Raw genomic sequence first — 16965 nt, forward strand, 5'->3', positions numbered from 1 at the left:
ATGCGACGCTTGCTGGACTTCCTGTACGACGCCTCCGCCTGGCTGGCCGCGCTGGCCATGGTGGGGGTCCTGCTGATGGTGCTGCTGTCGATCGTGAGCCGGCAGGCCGGCTTCCACGTGCCGGGGACGGATGCCTACGCCGGCTACGCCATGGCCGCCGCCGGCTTCCTGGCCCTGGCGCACACCCTCAAGCGCAACGAGCACATCCGGGTGACCCTCCTGCTGGGGCGCCTGAAAGGCGGCGCCCGGCACGGCCTGGAGATGTGGGCGCTGACCGCGGGCGTGGGCCTGGCCGCGCTGTTCGCCTGGTACTCGGTGCGCCTGGCCTGGGTCTCGCGCAGCATCAACGACATCTCCACCGGCAACGACGCCACGCCGCTGTGGATCCCGCAGCTGGCCATGGCCCTGGGCACGGTGGTCCTGCTGGTCGCGCTGGTGGACGACTGGGTGCTGAGCTGCGCGGGCGGCGGCAGGTGGTCGACAGCGAGGAGGCCCTGCACAATGAATGACGTCGCCGTCACCACCCTGCTGGTCGTCTGCCTGTTCCTGCTCCTGGGCAGCGGCGTCTGGATCGGCCTCACGCTGGCCGGGGTCGCCTGGATCGGCATGCAGCTGTTCTCCTCCCGCCCCGCCGGCGATGCCATGGCGGTCACGGTCTGGGGCACGGCCTCCAGCTGGACCCTTACCGCCTTGCCGCTGTTCATCTGGATGGGCGAGATCCTCTTTCGAACCAAGCTGAGCGAAAGCATGTTCCGCGGCCTGGCGCCCTGGGTGTCGCGCCTGCCCGGGCGGCTGCTGCACACCAACGTGATCGGCTGCACCATCTTCGCGGCGGTGTCGGGATCCTCCGCCGCGACCTGCGCGACCATCGGCAAGATGACGCTGCCCGAGCTGGACAAGCGCGGCTACCCCGAGGACATCACCATCGGCTCGCTGGCCGGCGCCGGCACGCTGGGCCTGCTGATCCCGCCGTCGATCATCATGATCGTGTACGGCGTGACGGCCGACGTGTCGATCGCCAAGCTGTTCGTGGGCGGGATCATCCCGGGCATCGTGCTGGCGTCGCTGTTCTCCGGCTACCTGGCCGTGTGGGCCGTGATCAACAAGCAGCGCATCCCGCTGCCCGACCAGGTGCTGACCTTCGGCGAGAAGGTGCGCGAGTCGCGCCACCTGATCCCGGTGGTGGTGCTGATCGCGGCCGTGCTCGGTTCCATCTACTCCGGCGTCGCGACCGCCACCGAGGCGGCGGCCGTCGGCGTGGTGGGCTCGCTGGTGCTGTCCGCGGCGCAGGGCTCGCTGAACTGGAACACTTTCCGCGACTCGCTGATGGGCGCGACGCGCCTGTACTGCATGATCGCCCTGATCCTCGCGGGCGCCGCCTTCCTGACGCTGTCGATGGGCTACATCGGGCTGCCGCGCCACCTGGCCGAGTACGTGCGCTCGCTCGGCCTCACGCCCTTCATGCTGATGATCGCGCTGGCGATCTTCTACATCATCCTGGGCTGCTTCCTCGACGGCATCTCGATGGTGGTGCTCACCATGGGCGTGATCCTGCCGACGGTGCAGGCCGCGGGCTTCGACCTGGTGTGGTTCGGCATCTTCATCGTGGTCGTGGTGGAGATGGCGCAGATCACGCCGCCGGTGGGCTTCAACCTGTTCGTGCTGCAGGGCATGACGGGCAAGGAGATCACCTGGATCGCGCGGGTCACGATGCCTTTCTTCTTCCTGATGTGCGGGATGGTTCTGCTGCTGTGGTTCGTGCCGCAGATCGCGACCTGGTTGCCGTCGAAGATGTGAAGAGCTTGCTGGGGTTCGCTGGCGCTCACCACCAGCCTACGGGGACGACGTGCCTTCGTAGGCTGGCGGTGAGCCGGAGGCGAACCCCAGCATCGCGCTAAGCCGCCACCCCCACATCCAGCTCCTGCAGCCACGCCGCCACCTCCGCGGCCACCGCCTCCGTGCCGCCCGGGATATCCCCCTGCAGCGACAGCAGGTGGTCCATCCCCTCCACCACCTTCAGCCGCGCATCCGGCCGCGCCGCGTGCAGCTGGCGCGCGTCTTCCACGTCCACCTGGACGTCGGCCGTGCCTTGCACCAGCAGCACCGGCTGCGACAGCTCCGCGAGCACGGCGGCCGGGTCGTAGCGGAACCAGGACATGAGATAGGGCTGCACGGTCGGCCGGAACAGCAGCACCAGCGCATCCGGCACGTCCTGCACCGCCTGCTGCGACTCCAGCGTCGCCAGGGTCGCGAGCGCGGGACCGGCGATGTCGGCGGGCAGGTGGCCCTCGATCTGCTTGCGCATCAGGGCCGACGCGCGCCGGCCGGCACCGGCGATCGACACCACGCCCTGCGCCTGGGCATCTTCGGCCGCCAGCGCCGCGATCAATGCACCTTCGCTGTGCCCGACCAGGGTCACGCGCGTCACGCGCTGCTCGCTCGCCAGCCGCGCGGCCAGCGCCACGGCATCGTCCACGAGGTGCTCGAAGCGCAGCACCTCTTCGCTCAGGCCGGGGTACACGCTCGCGCCGACGCCTCGCTTGTCGTAGCGCAGCGTGGCCACGCCGCGCGCGGCCAGCGCCTCGGCCAGCCGCCTGATGTTGTCCAGGGGCGCGGGCAGCAAGGGGTTGTTGCCGTCGCGGTCGGTCGGGCCGGAGCCGGCGATCAGCAAGGCGGCCGGGCACGGGCCGTCGCCCGCCGGCAGCAGCAGCGTGCCGGCAAGCCTGCCCCACGGGGTGGGGAGTTCGACCTGGGATTCGACCATCGGACCACTCTAGCAGCGGGTTTGCAAGGCCCGCGTCGGACGAGGCAGCACGCTCCCGTGCGCTTCGGGAAACACCGCATCCGCGGGTCCGCGAATTGCTCTTAAGCTGACTTACAGTCCACTACCTCATCCATCCGGAGCCTCCATGAAACTGAAGTTCGCGTTGTCGCTCGCCACCTTCGCCCTCGCGGGCGCGGTGTCCGCCCAGACCAAGTGGGACCTGCCGGCGGCCTACCCGGCCTCCAATTTCCACACCGAGAACCTGGTGCAGTTCGCCAACGACGTGGACAAGGCCACCGGCGGCAAGCTCAAGATCACCGTGCACCCCAACGCCTCGCTGTTCAAGGCGCCCGAGATCAAGCGCGCCGTGCAGGGCGGGCAGGCACAGATCGGCGAGATCCTGCTGGTGAACTTCCAGAACGAATGGCAGATCTTCGGCGCCGACGGCATCCCCTTCCTGGCCGACAGCTACGACTCGGCGGCGAAGCTGTGGCGTGCGCAGCGCCCGCTGGTGGAAAAGAAGCTGGGCGAGCAGGGCATGATGGTGCTGTACGCGGTGGCCTGGCCGCCGCAGGGCATCTACAGCAAGAAGCCGATCAGCTCGGCCAGCGACATGAAGGGCCTGAAGTGGCGCGCCTACAGCCCGGCCACCGCCCGCATCGCCGAGCTGGTGGGCGCGCAGCCGGTCACGGTGCAGGCCGCGGAGCTGTCGCAGGCCATGGCCACCGGCGTCGTGGACTCCTACATGTCCTCCGGCTCCACCGGCTTCGACAGCAAGACCTACGAGCACATCAAGAACTGGTACGACACGCAGGCCTGGCTGCCGAAGAACGCGGTGATCGTGAACCGCGCCGCCTTCGCCGCGCTCGACAAGCCGACGCAGGACGCGCTGCTGAAGGCCGCCGCCGATGCGGAAACGCGCGGCTGGGCCGCCAGCCGCCGCACCAACACCGAGGTGCTGGAGAAGCTCAAGGCCAACGGCATGACCATCCACGCGCCCTCGGCGCAGCTGAAGGCCGACATGAAGAAGGTCGGCGACACCATGCTCAAGGAATGGCTGGAGAAGGCCGGGCCGGAGGGGCAGCAGATGGTGGAGACCTATCGCAAGATGTAAGCCTCGCGGGAATGAAAAAAGCGCCGCATCCGCGGCGCTTTTCTTTGGGGCGAGCCCGTGACGTCAGCGCGCGCACACGATGCCGCCCGCATCGTTGCCCTGCACCGCCCGCAAATTCTTCGCCTGCGCCACCTCCATGTCGCGCGGCAGGGCCACGCCGTTCTTCACGGCGAGGATCTCCGCCATGATGCTGACGGCGATCTCGGGCGGCGTCTTGCTGCCGATGTACACGCCGATCGGTCCGCGCAGGCGCTGCAGGTCGGCGGCGCTCAGGCCGAAATGTTCCACCATCCGCTGGTGGCGCGCCTCGTTGTTGCGGCGGCTGCCGATGGCGCCGACGTAGAAGGCATCGGTCTTGAGCGCCTCCATCAGCGCCAGGTCGTCCAGCTTGGGATCGTGCGTCAGCGCCACCACGCAGCTGCGCCGGTCCGGCTTGAAGGACAGCACCACGTCGTCCGGCATGTCGCCCACCACCTTGGCGCCGGGCACGCTCCAGGCGCCGCGGTACTCCTCGCGCGGATCGCACACCGTCACCGCGAAGCCGCTGAACAGCGCCATGGTGGCGAGGTACTCGGTGAGCTGGCCGGCGCCGATCATCAGCATGCGGTACTCGGGGCCGAAGGTGTTGACCAGCACGCCGCCGGCCATGGCCAGCTCCTCGGGGGCCAGGGCTTCCTCCAGCGTCACCGCGCCGTCGGCCAGGCGCACCGTGCGGCGCATCAGCCGGCCGGCTTCCAGCGCCTGCACCAGCCTGTCCAGAGCGGCGGGCTCCGGGTCGTATTCCAGCAGCAGTTCCAGCGTGCCGCCGCAAGGCAGGCCGAAACGATGGGCCTCGTCGGCCGTCACGCCGTACTTCACGAAGGAAGGAGGCCCCGAGGGGATCTCGTGGCCGGGCTCCTTGCCCGAATACGCCTGGGTGTGGCGGTAGATCAGGTCGTCCTCGATGCAGCCGCCGGACACGGAACCGACCACCGCGCCGTCCTCGGCCAGCGCCATGATCGAGCCGATCGGCCGCGGCGAGGAACCCCAGGTGCGCACCACCGTCGCCAGCAGCGCGCGCTTGCCGGCCTGCCGCCAGTCCCGCAGGGTGCGCAACACCATCACGTCGATGTTTTCCATGTCCTGTCCTTTGCCGCGCCTCAGAACGCGTAGGCGGCGTTCACGCCCAGCAGCCAGGTGCGGCCCGGTGCCGGCTCGAAGAAGCGGCTGTTGCCTTCATTGACGATCACCGAGCCCACGTAGTTCCGGTCCGCGAGGTTGTCCACCCGCAGGAATTCCCTGAAGGTCCAGCGGTCCACCTTCTGCGCCAGCGAAAAGCGCAGGTTGAAGACGGTGGCGGCGGGGGCGAAGTCGGTGTTCGTATCGTTCACGGCGATGCGGCCGATGTGGCGCGCCTCCAGTGCCGTCTCGAGGCCCCAGGGGCGGTGCTTGTACGCGACTTCCGCGTAGGCTGTCACGCGCGGGATGCCGGGGATGCGGCTGCCCGCGGGGACCGAGCTGAAGGCCGTCTCGTAGGTGGCGTCCAGCCAGGTGAGCGCCGCATGGGTGGACCATCCCGTCGCCCACTCGCCGGCGAGCGCGGCTTCCACGCCGCGGCGACGGGTCTCGCCGGCGTTGCGGAAGGTGCTGCGGCCGCCCGTGTTCGACGCCACCACGATCTCGTCCTCGGTGCGGGCCTGGAACAGTGCCGCATTCAATCGCCAGTTCTGCCGCAGCGCCGTCTTGACGCCCAGCTCCCACTGCTTGCTGCTCGCGGGCTGGAGCGCGAAGTTCAGGCCCGGGCTCCCGTCGGGGCGATAGGACAGTTCGTTGAAGGTCGGGGTCTCGAACCCGCGGCCGACCGCGGCATACAGGTTGGTGCTCTCGTTCAGGTGGTACACGGCGCCGAGCACGGGCGTCGTCGCCCCGTAGCGGGCGGAACCACTGTCGTCCGGGTTGCCGGTGGCGATGAACAGGTCGCGCGACTCGAACTTCACGACCGAATGGCGCACGCCGGCCGTCACGCTCAGGCGATCGCTGTCCCACGTGCCCTGGACGTACTGGTCGAAGCTGCGCACCCGGTTGTTCTCGTTGCGCCGCAGCGCGCCGAGCACCCCGAGCGTGGTGCCGACGAAGTTGCGGAAACCCTGGCGGTGCTCCTTCAGCTCGTCGGCCGTGACGCCGGCCGTGAGCGTCACGGGATGGTCGCCCGCGCGCAGCTTCGCTATCCATTGCGCATCGATGCCGCGGTAGTCGCGGTCCAGTCCGATCACGCCGCCGGGGTGCGTGTTCACGTTCGCCGGCGAGGTCTGCACGAACACGGGGATGGACTGGAACTGCTCCGTGCCGCGCTGGCCCGCCCAGGTCGTCACCTTCACCGCATGCACCTCGTCGACGCGGTGCTCCAGGATCGCGCCGACCTGCTGCTGGTCCACCGACTTGCGCGTGTTGAACTGCAAGGCCGCGGGACTCGCCTGCCGCGGATTCGCCTCGTACTCCGCGCGCGTCAGCCCCAGCGGATCCTGCACGTCCGGCATGTCCACCGCGTTGGCCACCAGCGTGATGCGCGTGTCCGCCGTCGCCTTGAACTTCAGCTTGCCGTTGAAGCCCATGCGCCTGGCGGCGCTGTGGTCGCGATAACCATCGGTCTCGAAGTTGGTCGCGCTCAGGTTCCAGTTCCATGCGCCCTGCTCGCCGGCGAAGCGCAGGTTCTGCCGCCGCACGCCGTCGCTGCCGAAGGCCGCGCCCGCTTCCGCCTGCAGGCCGGGCAGGCCGTCGGCGGTGAACAGCGCGATCACGCCGCCCGAGGAGTTGCCGTACAGCGAGGAGAAGGGTCCGCGCAGCACCTCGACCCGGTCGGCCGACGACAGGTCGAAGTGCGAGACCTGGCCCTGCCCGTCCGGCGCCGTTGCGGGAATGCCGTCGGAGAACATGCGCAGTCCGCGCACGCCGAAGGTGGAGCGGGCGCCGAAGCCGCGGATGGAGATCTGCAGGTCCTGCGCATAGTTCTGGCGGTTCAGGGCGACCACGCCGGGCACGCGCACCAGGCTTTCGGAGAGATTCACCTGCAGCTGCGCGTTGCGCAGCGCTTCGCCGCCCACCACGTCCACCGAAGCCGGCGTGTCGAAGGCGTCGCGCGCCACGCCCGGCGTGGGCGTCACCACGACCGGGCGAAGGGTGCGCTCGGGCGGGTCGGCGGCCTGCGCATGCGCCTGCGTCGCGGCAAGCACCGCGGCGGCCACGGCCGCCAGCTGGAGGGGTCCCCTGGTGTTCATGGTGCTAGGGTACAGGCAGACCCGCCACCTGACTACCGGAGCGCCCCGCGGCACGCGCTCTCGCCTGCGTCGAAACCCAGCGTGTCGAGCGCGCTGCGCGGATGCGGGAAGCCGTCCAGCGGGGCGACTTCGGCCACGCCGTTGCCGTGGGCAAGCAGCACGGGCTGGCGCAGCTGGCCGTCCCAGCCGCGGAAAGTGAGGCGCTGGCCCTTGAAGCCGTCCACGGCGATCGCTCCCTGGCGCAGGGCCTGCAGCTGCTGCGCGATGGTGGAGCGGTTGTAGGCGCCCACCACCTCGGCCGCGGCCCGCGCCGCGATCCAGGTAGCCCAGTCATGGCTGGCCATCGCGCGGCCGGTGCGGCGCAGGAAGCGGCGCGACAGCTGCGGCGCGCCGTGCCGCTCGTGGAACGGGCTCCAGGCCTGCGCGACCAGCCCGTTGCTGCCCAGGACGGGCCGCGGCAGCAGCGTGCGGTAGGGCAGCTCGCGCGCGAACTCGCCCTGCGCGTCCAGCACCACCACCGCGTCGTACTCGCGCTCGCTGGTCAGCAGCCGCGCGTTCTCCGGCTCGCGCTCGCGCGAGCTGCCGGCGGCCTGGAAGGAGCGTTCCGCCACGCTGCGCACGCCGAAGCGCTGCGCGCTGCGCTGCCAGGCCGCCAGCAGCAGCTGGTCCCCGGCAGCGGGCCCACCAGCACCAGCGGGCGGATCCACTTGCGCGCCACCAGCAGCTGCGCGATGGCGTCCATCTGCATCGCGTGGCTGGGCAAGGTGTGCAGCAGGTGCGGCGCGCATTGCGCGCCACGCAGCGCGTCCTCGGGCGCGGCGGTGTTGAACAGGATCACGTCCCTGCCGGCCGTGGCGGCCGCCACCGCGGCGACGCCGGCGGCCGGCAGCTCCAGCAGGATGTGGCGGGTGCCCCGTTGCAGCAGCCGTTGCGTGGCCGCAGCCAGGTCGGCGGCGCTCGCGGCTTCCACCGGCAGCAGGCGCGCGGGCGACCAGCCGGCGAGCTGCAGCGTGACCAGGCTGTCGTTCAGCGCGAGCTCGGCGGCCGGGGCGGAGCGGCCCGAAGGGGCGTCAGGGAAGGCCTGCTGCAGGGCGCGCGCCGCGTAGCGCGAGTCATCGGCCTGCGTCAGCAGGCCCAGCGTGAAGGCGCGTTGCTGCGCGCGCGCCGGCAGGGACGCAGCAGCGCCTGCCAGCAGCAGCGCCCGGCGGGTCCAGCGTGGCGCGGGCGGCAGCATGGCGTCCTTCAGCTCGCCGCCAGCAGCAGCAGTGCCAGCAGCACCGCCACGCCGAAGGCGATCCAGGCCCAGATCGGCATGCGCCGGCCGGTCGCGGCGGCCGCTGCTTCGACCGGCGCGGCGGCGGGGGCGGCCGCATAGGCGTCCGGGTGGCGCCGCTGCATCTCCTCGTCGAAGCGGCGGAAGAAGTCTTCGGCCATGGACTTCGCCACGCCGTCCACCAGGCGCTGCCCCACCTGCGCGATCTTGCCGCCCACCTGCGCGTTGGCGGTGTAGCTCAGCTCGCAGCCGCTGCCTTCGGCGGGCGGCGCGAGGTTCACCTTGGCCGTGCCCTTGCCGAAGCCGGCGGCCCCGCCCTGCCCTTCGAAGGACAGCGTGTAGCTGCTGGGGGGCATGACGTCGAGCAGCTGGATCTTGCCGTTGAAGCGCGCGGCGACCGGGCCGACCTTCACGGCCATGCCGATCGCGTACTGGTTCTCGCCGGTGGGCTCCACCCGGTCGCAGCCGGGGATGCAGGTCTTGAGCACCTGCGGATCGTTCAGCGCCTCCCAGGCCTGTTGCTGGGAGACCGCGAGGTGGCGGCTGCCTTGCATTTCCATGGTGTCGTCTTTCTTCGTTCTACTTGTGCAGCAGCGCGGCGAGGCTGCCCGCCAGGTCCTGCAGCCGGGCCAGGTTGTGCACGGGCAGCATGGCGTGCGCGTGCCGGTGCAGCACCGCCGCGCCGCGCGCCAGCGGAGCATAGCCTTCGAAGCGCAGTAACGGGTTCAGCCACAGGAGCCGGCGACAGCGGTGCGTCAGCCAGTCGAGCTCGCGCGACAGGTCCTCGGGCTCGCCGGTGTCCAGGCCGTCGCTGATGATGAGCACCAGCGTGCGGCGGCCTACCAGCCGGCGCGCATGGCGCTGGCGCAGCGTGGCGAGCGATTCGCCCAAGCGGGTGCCGCCGGCATAGTCGGCGATGGCAGCGCTGGCCGCGGCCAGCATGTCGTCGCTGTCGGCGAGCCGGAAGGCGGGCGTGAGGTCGGTGAGCTGCGTGCCGAAGGCGAACACGTCGCGCCGGCGGTGCGCGCGCGTGGCGGCGTGCAGGAAGGCGAGCAGCAGGCGCGCGTAGCGCTCCATCGAGCCGGAGATGTCCACCAGCACCAGCAGCGGCAAGGGCTCGCGGCTGCGCTGCATGCGCCGCAGCACCATCAGCTCGCCGCCGGTCTGCGCGGCCTGCCGCAGCGAGCGCGACCAGTGCAATTGCGGGCCGCGCATGCCGGGCCGCATGCGGCGCATCTCGAACTCGGGCACCGGCAGCGCGATGTCGCGCGCCAGCCGTTCGACCAGGTGGAACTCGCTGGCCGAGAGGCCGTTGAAGTCGGCGTGCTTCAGGCGATCGAGGTCGCTGGCGGTCATGGCCGCATCGAACTCCACTTCCTTGTCCGGCTTGCGTTCGCCGCCGCCGAAGCGCTTCTGCGGCGCCAGCGCCTCGCTCACCCGCGGCCTCCGCTTGGAGGGCTCGGCCTTGCCCTCGGCCGAGGGCAGCATCTGCGCCAGCAGCTTGTGCGCGATCTCGGGATCGCGGAAGTAGGCATCGAACAGTTCGCGGAACACGCCGCGCTCCTGTTCGCGGCTGACCAGCACGGCTTCCATCGCCGCGGCCAGGTCCTGCTTGTCCTGCACGCCGACCAGCTGCGCGGCCTCCTGCGCCAGGCCGATGCGCGCGCTGTCCACGCGCAGGCCGGCGCGGCGCAGGGCGCGGCCGAAGCCGGCGATGTTGTCGGCGAGTTTCCCGCTGCGGGCGTCACCGAGGGGCGTCATGCCGCGGCGCGCTTCAGGCGGGTTCCGCCTGCGGCTTGAGCAGCTCGCCGGCGAGGTCGCGCGTGAGCGCGGCGACGTCCTCGCGCTGCTTGAACAGGATGCCGGCGGTGTCGCTCACGATCTCCGGGTCCAGCGCCAGCGTGTCCAGCGCCACCAGCGCCTTGGCCCATTCGACGCTTTCGGCGATGCCGGGCGCGCGCTGGAAGGCATTGGCGAAGGGCTGGCTGCGCAGGCGGCCGACGAACTCCGCCACCTGCCTGGACAGCGCCTCGCTGGCTTCGGGCACCCGCGCCCGCACGATGGCCAGTTCGCGTTCGCGCTCCGGGTAGTCCAGCCAGTGGTACAGGCAGCGGCGCTTGACCGCGTCGTTCAGCTCGCGCGTGCGGTTGCTGGTGAGGATGGTCACCGGCGTGGCCCGCGCGCGGATGGTCCCGATCTCCGGGATGCTGACCTGGTACTCACCGAGGTATTCCAGCAGGAAGGCCTCGAAGGGCTCGTCGGCGCGGTCCACCTCGTCGATCAGCAGCACCGCGCCGGGCTCGGGCGCCTGCAGCGCCTGCAGCAGCGGGCGGCGGATCAGGTAGCGGTCCTGGTAGACCTCACGCTCGATCTGGTCGGTGCTCTCCTTGCCCTCGACGGCCCGCATGTGCAGCAGCAGTTGCGCGGCGTAGTTCCATTCGTAGAGCGCCTCGCGCAGCTCCAGGCCGTCGTAGCACTGCAGGCGCAGCAGCGTGCGTTGCAGGGCGACGGCAAGTGCCTTGGCGAGCTCCGTCTTGCCGACGCCGGGCTCGCCTTCGAGCAGCAGCGGGCGCTGCAGCTTGAGGGCGAGGAAGACGGCGGTGGCGAGGCGGCGCTCGGCGAAGTAGCCGGCGTCGCGGAGGGACTGCTGCAGCGCGTCGATCGAAGGCAGGGTCATGGATGTATTGTCCCCCTCCCCCTCCGGGGAGGGTTGGGGTGGGGGCGCTGCGTCCGGGGAGCGCCGCCACCCCCGCCCTCCCCCGGAGGGGAGGGAGTAAAGGAGCGTCAGCCCAGCGCCTGGCGCACCGCCCGCTGCGTGAGGACCGAGATCAGGTTCGCCCGATACGCCGCACTCGCATGCAAATCCGCCGACAGCTCGCCCGCATCGATCTTCACCGCGGCCGCCGCCTCGGGCGTGAAGCTCTTGGCCAGCGCCTGCTCCAGCCCCGCGTGCCGGAACACGCCGCTGCCGCCGCCGGTGATCGCGACGCGCACGCCGCTGTCGGTCTGCGCGACGCAGACGCCGATCAGCGCGAAGCGCGAGGCCGGCTGCTTGAACTTGATGTAGGCCGCCTTCTTCGCGGCCGGGATGATCACGGACGTGATCAGTTCACCGTCCTCCAGCGCGGTGGTGAACATGCCGGTGAAGAACTGGTCGGCCGGGATCTTGCGCTTGGTGGTCTGGATCGTCCCGTTCAGCGCCAGCACGCCGGCCGGATAGCAGGCCGAGGGATCGTTGTTCGCCAGCGAGCCGCCGATGGTGCCCATCGCGCGGACCTGGCGGTCGCCGATGCCGCCGGCCAGTTCGGCCAGCGCCGGGATCGCCGATTGCACGTCCTTGCTGGCGGCGACGTCGGCATGGCGGGTCATCGCGCCGATCACCAGCGCGTTGCCCTCGCGGCGGATGCCGGAGAGTTCGGCGATGCCGCCGAGATCGACCAGCTTCTCGGGATTGGCCAGCCGCAGCTTCATCGAGGCCAGCAGCGTCTGCCCACCGGCCAGGACCTTGGTGCCGCCGGCCTGCGCGGCGCGCTGCGCGTCGGCCAGCGAGGCCGGACGTTCGAAGGTGAATGCATACATGTCTTGGTCTCCTTCGGGTTCAGGGCTTCGCGGCCTGGATGGCTTCCCACACCCGGCTGGGCGTGGCGGGCATGTCGAGGTCCTGCACGCCCAGGTCCTTCAGGGCATCGAGCACCGCGTTGATCACCGCCGGCGGCGAGCCGATCGCGCCGGCCTCGCCGCAGCCCTTGGTGCCCAGCGGGTTGTGCGTGCAGGGCGTGCACACGGTGTCCAGCTTGAACTGCGGGAAGTCGCTGGCGCGCGGCATGGCGTAGTCCATGAAGGAGCCGGTCAGCAGCTGGCCGGTGTCCTTGTCGTACACGCACTGTTCCAGCAACGCCTGGCCGATGCCCTGCGCCACGCCGCCGTGCACCTGGCCCTCGACGATCATCGGGTTGATGATGGTGCCGAAGTCGTCCACCGCCGTGAAGCGATCGACCCGCACCTGGCCGGTGGCGGGGTCCACCTCCACCTCGCAGATGTAGGTGCCCGCGGGGAAGGTGAAGTTGGTCGGGTCGTAGAAGGCGGTCTCGTTCAGGCCCGGCTCCAGCTTGTCCAGCGGGTAGTTGTGCGGCACGTAGGCCGTCAGCGCCACCTGCCCGAAGCTCACCTTCTTGTCGGTGCCCTTGATGCGGAACTCGCCGTTGCTGAACTCGACGTCGCCGTCGCCCGCTTCCATCAGGTGCGCCGCGATCTTCTTGGCCTTGGTCTCGATCTTGTCCAGCGCGCGCATGATCGCCGCGCCACCGACGCTGATCGAGCGCGAGCCGTAGGTGCCCATGCCGAAGGGCACGCGGCCGGTGTCACCGTGCACCACGTCCACGTTCTCCACCGGGATCCCGAGGCGCGCGGCGACGACCTGCGCGAAGGTCGTCTCGTGGCCCTGGCCGTGGCTGTGCGAGCCGGTGAACACCGTGACGCTGCCGGTCGGGTGCACCCGGATCTCGCCGCACTCGAACAGGCCCGCGCGCGCACCGAGCGCACCGGCGATGTTGGACGGCGCGATGCCGCAGGCCTCGATGTAGCTGCTGTAGCCCATGCCGCGCTTCAAGCCCTTGGCTTCGCTGGCCTTGCGCCGCTGCTCGAAGCCCTTGACGTCGGCCAGCGCGTTCGCCTTGAACAGGGCCGCGAGGTAGTCGCCCGTGTCGTACTGCAGCGCCACCGGCGTCTGGTAGGGGAAGCTCGTGATCATGTTGCGCTCGCGGATCTCGTCCTGCGGCAGCCCCAGGTCCCAGGCGCAGCGCGTCACCAGCCGCTCCAGCAGGTAGGTCGCCTCCGGCCGGCCCGCCCCGCGGTAGGCGTCCACCGGCGCGGTGTTGGTGAACCAGGCGTCGACCTCCACGTAGATCTGCGGCGTCGTGTACTGGCCCGCCAGCAGCGTGGCGTAGAGGATGGTCGGCACGGCGGTCGAGAACGTGGAGAGGTAGGCGCCCAGGTTGGCGTCGGTGTGTACGCGCAGCGCCAGGAACTTGCCCTGGCTGTCCATCGCCATCTCGGCATGCGTCACGTGGTCGCGGCCATGTGCGTCGGACAGGAAGGATTCGCTGCGGTCGGCCGTCCACTTGATGGCGCAATTGAGCTGCTTGGCGGCCCAGGTCAGCGCCACGTCCTCCGCGTACAGGAAGATCTTGGAGCCGAAGCCGCCGCCCACGTCGGGCGCGATCACGCGCACCTTGTGTTCCGGCAGGCCCAGCACGAAGGCCGTCATCAGCAGGCGCTCGACGTGCGGGTTCTGGTTGGCGACGTAGAGCGTGTATTCGTCGTTGGCGCGGTTGAAGCTGCCGATGGCCGAACGCGGCTCGAGTGCGTTGGGGATCAGCCGGTTGTTGGTGAGGTCTATCTTGCTGACCTTGGCCGCCTTGGCGAACACCGCGTCCACCGCCGCCTTGTCGCCGATCGCCCACTTGTAGCAGCGGTTGTCCGGTGCCGCGTCGTGCAGCGGCGTGGCCTTGGCCGCATCGCGCACGTCCACCACGGCGGACAGCACGTCGTAATCGACGTCCACCGCTTCGGCGGCGTTGCGCGCCTGCTCCAGCGTGTCGGCCACCACCATGGCCACGTGGTCGCCGACGTAGCGCACCTTGCCCTGCGCCAGAACCGGGTGCGGCGGCTCCTTCATGGGCGTGCCGTCGGTGCTGGTGATCAGCCAGCCGCAGGGCAGCCCGTTCATCTTGCCGGCGATGTCCTGGCCGGTGAACACCTTGGCCACGCCCGGCATGGCCTCGGCGCGCGAGGTGTCGACGCTGCGGATGTTGGCGTGCGCATGCGGCGAGCGCACGAACACGGCGTAGCGCTGGTTGCCCAGGTTGATGTCGTCGGTGTACTGGCCGCTGCCGGTGAGGAAGCGGTAGTCCTCCTTGCGGCGGACGGCCTCGCCGATGTGCGGCAGCTTCGCGAAGTTGTCGGATGCACCCATGGCTTGTCTCCTCAGGGCTTTCCGGCCAGCGCAGCCTGACCCTGCTGCACGGCCTTGACGATGTTCTGGTAGCCGGTGCAGCGGCACAGGTTGCCTTCCAGCTGCTCGCGGATCTCGGTCTCCCCCGCGTTGGGATGGCGCTGGCACAGGTCGAGCGCGCTCAGCACCATGCCGGGCGTGCAGAAGCCGCATTGCAGGCCGTGGCACTCCTTGAAGGCCGCCTGCATCGGGTGCATGGTCCCGTCCGCCTTGGCGAGGCCTTCGATCGTGGTGATCTCGGCGCCGGGGTGCTGCGCGGCCAGGGTGTTGCAGGACTTGACGGCGCGCCCGTTCACGAGGACGGTGCAGGCACCGCACTGCGCGGTGTCGCAGCCCACGTGGGTGCCGGTGAGCTTCAGGTGCTCCCGGATCGCGGTGACCAGCAGTGTGTTGGGGGCGACGTCGACGCTCGCCGCCTTGCCGTTGACCTTGAGTGATACCAGCATCGTCTGTCTCCTGTGCGGACTCCGGGAGGGGCATTGTTGGATTCGCCCCCTGGGGCCCTGCTAGGGCGTAACCCTAGGTTGACCAGGGGCTGGCGGGAAATTCTCAAAATGGAACAATGCGCACTCCGCACCGCAGGAGCGCACGCATGACCGTCCCCGCCGCCCACGACGGCGAAGCCCGCCTCCGCCAGATCGCACGCGCGCGCCAGGCCGTGATGGAGGAAGGCCGCTCGATGACCGACGTGCTCATCGGTGGCTGGTACGAGCAGGCGTGGATCGAGCGCTCCTGGCGGCGCTGCCTCACCAGCGGGCTGCGGCCGCAGGACCCGGTCACTTTCGATGTCGTGTCGGCGCAGCAGATGCGGCGCACCGCGGAAGCGAACCACCTGCTGGTGGACGCCGCGCGGCCGGTGCTCGAGCAGCTCGGCCGTGCGATCGCCAGCACGCGCTATTTCGCCATCCTCACCAACCGGGACGGCGTGGTGGTGGACGCGCACGGGCCGGTCGATCGCGACGATCCGCGCGCCACGCTGATCGCGCGCATCGGGGTGGACCTGTCCGAGCGCAGCGTGGGCACCACCTCGATCGGCGCCACGCTCGCGGAACTGCAGCCGGTGTGGCTGCACCGGGGCGAGCACTTCTTCCAGGACACCAGCTGCTACAGCTGCGCCGGCGCGCCGCTGTTCGGCCCGGACGGCGCTTGCGTGGGCATGCTGGATCTCACCGGCATCGACGCGGCGGAGCGGCCGGAATTGAAACACCTGGTCACGCAGTCGGCCCGCAGCATCGAGAACGCGCTGGCCCTGTCGCGGCCGCACCGCATCGTCCTGCGCCTGAACTGGCCCGGGCGGCTGCTGGGCGAGGACGACGACGGCCTGCTGACGCTGGACGGCGACGGCTGGGTCACCGGCAGCAACAGCGCCGCCCGCCAGATGCTGTCCGCGCTGGCGGAAGGCGCAGGAAATCCGGTCCATTGCAGCGAGCTGTTCGCGCAGCCCTGGGAACCGTTGTTCGACCTGGCGCGGCACGCCGAGCAGGTGCCGGTGGACGTGGCCCTGTGGTCCGGCCTGCACCTGGCCTGCGTGGCGCAGCCCGCGGGCGAGCCGCGCGCCGGCGGCCCTCGCGGCTGCCGCTGCGCGACGTGGAGATCGCCCTGATCCGCAAGGCGGTGAGCGACGCGCGCGGCAACGTGATGGAAGCGGCGCGGGCCCTGGGCATCAGCCGCGCCACCGTCTACCGCAAGCTGGCGCTGAAGCCCACGGTCAAGGGCTGATCGGGGCGCGTCCGACCAACGCGCAGCAGCGGCAGGCGGCGGCCTTCCTATACTCCCGGTCAACCACTTGCTCGACAGTCGCCCATGATCCGCCGCGCCCTCCTCCTCGCCGCCCTGCTCGCCGCCGGTTGCGCGCGGGCGGGCGACGTGCAGGTGGCCGCCGCCGCCAACCTGGGCAACACCATCCAGCGGATCGCCGCCGCCTTCGCCCGCGACACCGGCCACCGCGCCGTCGTGTCGCTGGGCTCCACCGGCAAGCTGCACACGCAGATCCGCAACGGCGCGCCCTTCGAGGTGCTGCTGGCCGCCGACGAGGAAACGCCGCGCAAGCTGGTGGCCGAAGGCTGGCGCGCGGCGACACCCGCTTCACCTACGCCATCGGCCGCCTCGTCCTGTGGAGCGCGGCCGAGGGCGTGGTCGATCCGCGCGGCGAGATCCTGCGCCGGCCGCCGGAAGGCAAGCTGGCGATCGCCGACCCGCGCGTAGCGCCCTACGGCGCCGCCGCCATGGCGATGCTGGAGAAGATGGGCGTGCTGCAGGCCTGGCAGCCGCACCTGGTGCAAGGCGAGAGCATCGGCCAGGCCCACCAGTTCGTGGCCAGCGGCAACGCCCGCATCGGCTTCGTCGCGCTGGCGCAGGTCGCGGAGCTGGGGCGGGTGGCGCGCGGCTCCGGCTGGGTGGTGCCGGGGCCGCTCTATCCGCCGCTGCTGCAGGACGCCGTGCTGCTGAACACCGGTGCCGGCAATCCCGCCGCGGTCGCCTTCCTCACCTACCTGCGCGGCAACGCGGCGCGCGCGATCCTGCGCAACGCCGGCTACACCTTCTGAC

Annotated in this window: 15 protein-coding genes and 2 pseudogenes; 6 read left to right on the forward strand and 11 right to left on the reverse strand. The window is 70.6% G+C overall.

Features of this window, described 5'->3' with window-relative positions:
- Positions 1–75: 75 nt before the first annotated feature.
- A pseudogene (locus HK415_RS25015) lies at positions 76–438 on the forward strand (TRAP transporter small permease); the annotation flags it as partial.
- Positions 439–501: 63 nt separating this feature from the next.
- Positions 502–1797, forward strand: coding sequence for a TRAP transporter large permease (locus HK415_RS11810; protein WP_171563364.1), 1296 nt, complete (start codon positions 502–504; stop codon positions 1795–1797).
- A gap of 97 nt (positions 1798–1894) precedes the next feature.
- Here HK415_RS11810 and HK415_RS11815 read toward each other — a convergent pair whose 3' ends face one another.
- Positions 1895–2764: an alpha/beta hydrolase gene (locus HK415_RS11815; protein ID WP_171559383.1), complete on the reverse strand. Its 870-nt coding sequence runs from the start codon at positions 2762–2764 to the stop codon at positions 1895–1897.
- Positions 2765–2909: 145 nt separating this feature from the next.
- On the opposite strand from HK415_RS11815, the gene HK415_RS11820 reads away from it, so the two are divergent.
- On the forward strand, positions 2910–3878 hold the full coding sequence (locus HK415_RS11820; protein WP_171559388.1) for a TRAP transporter substrate-binding protein: 969 nt from the start codon (positions 2910–2912) through the stop codon (positions 3876–3878).
- A gap of 63 nt (positions 3879–3941) precedes the next feature.
- Here HK415_RS11820 and HK415_RS11825 read toward each other — a convergent pair whose 3' ends face one another.
- The 10 genes from HK415_RS11825 to HK415_RS11865 all read right to left on the reverse strand — a co-directional run bounded on the left by HK415_RS11825 (position 3942) and on the right by HK415_RS11865 (position 14864).
- Positions 3942–4997, reverse strand: coding sequence for an XdhC family protein (locus HK415_RS11825; protein ID WP_171559391.1), 1056 nt, complete (start codon positions 4995–4997; stop codon positions 3942–3944).
- A gap of 20 nt (positions 4998–5017) precedes the next feature.
- Entirely contained in the window at positions 5018–7132 is a 2115-nt protein-coding gene (locus HK415_RS11830) for a TonB-dependent receptor family protein (RefSeq protein WP_171559395.1), read from the reverse strand.
- 32 nt (positions 7133–7164) lie between these two features.
- Positions 7165–7743 carry a type 1 periplasmic-binding domain-containing protein gene (locus tag HK415_RS25020; RefSeq protein ID WP_253261851.1) on the reverse strand — a complete coding sequence of 193 codons (579 nt, stop codon included), beginning with the start codon at positions 7741–7743 and terminating at the stop codon, positions 7165–7167.
- Entirely contained in the window at positions 7674–8366 is a 693-nt protein-coding gene (locus HK415_RS25025; protein ID WP_253261852.1) for a hypothetical protein, read from the reverse strand. The genes HK415_RS25020 and HK415_RS25025 overlap by 70 nt, the downstream gene beginning before the upstream one ends.
- A gap of 8 nt (positions 8367–8374) precedes the next feature.
- Entirely contained in the window at positions 8375–8965 is a 591-nt protein-coding gene (locus HK415_RS11840) for an SRPBCC family protein (RefSeq protein WP_171559399.1), read from the reverse strand.
- A gap of 19 nt (positions 8966–8984) precedes the next feature.
- Positions 8985–10166, reverse strand: a complete 1182-nt coding sequence (locus HK415_RS11845; RefSeq protein WP_171559402.1) for a vWA domain-containing protein — start codon at positions 10164–10166, stop codon at positions 8985–8987.
- 13 nt (positions 10167–10179) lie between these two features.
- The gene (locus HK415_RS11850) at positions 10180–11082 is read right to left on the reverse strand and encodes an AAA family ATPase (protein WP_171559405.1); all 903 of its coding nucleotides are present in this window, start codon (positions 11080–11082) and stop codon (positions 10180–10182) included.
- 107 nt (positions 11083–11189) lie between these two features.
- The gene (locus HK415_RS11855) at positions 11190–11984 is read right to left on the reverse strand and encodes an FAD binding domain-containing protein (RefSeq protein WP_171559408.1); all 795 of its coding nucleotides are present in this window, start codon (positions 11982–11984) and stop codon (positions 11190–11192) included.
- 19 nt (positions 11985–12003) lie between these two features.
- A complete protein-coding gene (locus HK415_RS11860) occupies positions 12004–14379 on the reverse strand; it encodes a xanthine dehydrogenase family protein molybdopterin-binding subunit (RefSeq protein WP_171559412.1) in 2376 nt (791 codons plus the stop codon).
- 11 nt (positions 14380–14390) lie between these two features.
- Positions 14391–14864, reverse strand: a complete 474-nt coding sequence (locus HK415_RS11865) for a (2Fe-2S)-binding protein (protein ID WP_171559415.1) — start codon at positions 14862–14864, stop codon at positions 14391–14393.
- Between the two features lie 146 nt (positions 14865–15010).
- Between HK415_RS11865 and HK415_RS11870 the strand changes: the two genes are divergently transcribed.
- From HK415_RS11870 to modA, 3 genes and pseudogenes are all read left to right on the forward strand, one after another.
- Positions 15011–16021 (forward strand): sigma-54-dependent Fis family transcriptional regulator, encoded by a 1011-nt coding sequence (locus HK415_RS11870; RefSeq protein ID WP_309246668.1) that lies wholly within the window; start codon positions 15011–15013, stop codon positions 16019–16021.
- The gene (locus tag HK415_RS26330) at positions 16006–16137 is read left to right on the forward strand and encodes a helix-turn-helix domain-containing protein (protein ID WP_309246669.1); all 132 of its coding nucleotides are present in this window, start codon (positions 16006–16008) and stop codon (positions 16135–16137) included. Before HK415_RS11870 ends, HK415_RS26330 begins: the two co-directional genes overlap by 16 nt.
- Positions 16138–16221: 84 nt before the next feature.
- Positions 16222–16964 (forward strand): annotated as a pseudogene (gene modA / locus HK415_RS11875) (molybdate ABC transporter substrate-binding protein).
- Position 16965 lies beyond the last annotated feature (1 nt).

Origin of the sequence: Ramlibacter montanisoli (assembly GCF_013087525.1) — a bacterium.
In the GTDB taxonomy this organism is placed as follows: Bacteria; Pseudomonadota; Gammaproteobacteria; order Burkholderiales; family Burkholderiaceae_C; genus Ramlibacter; species Ramlibacter montanisoli.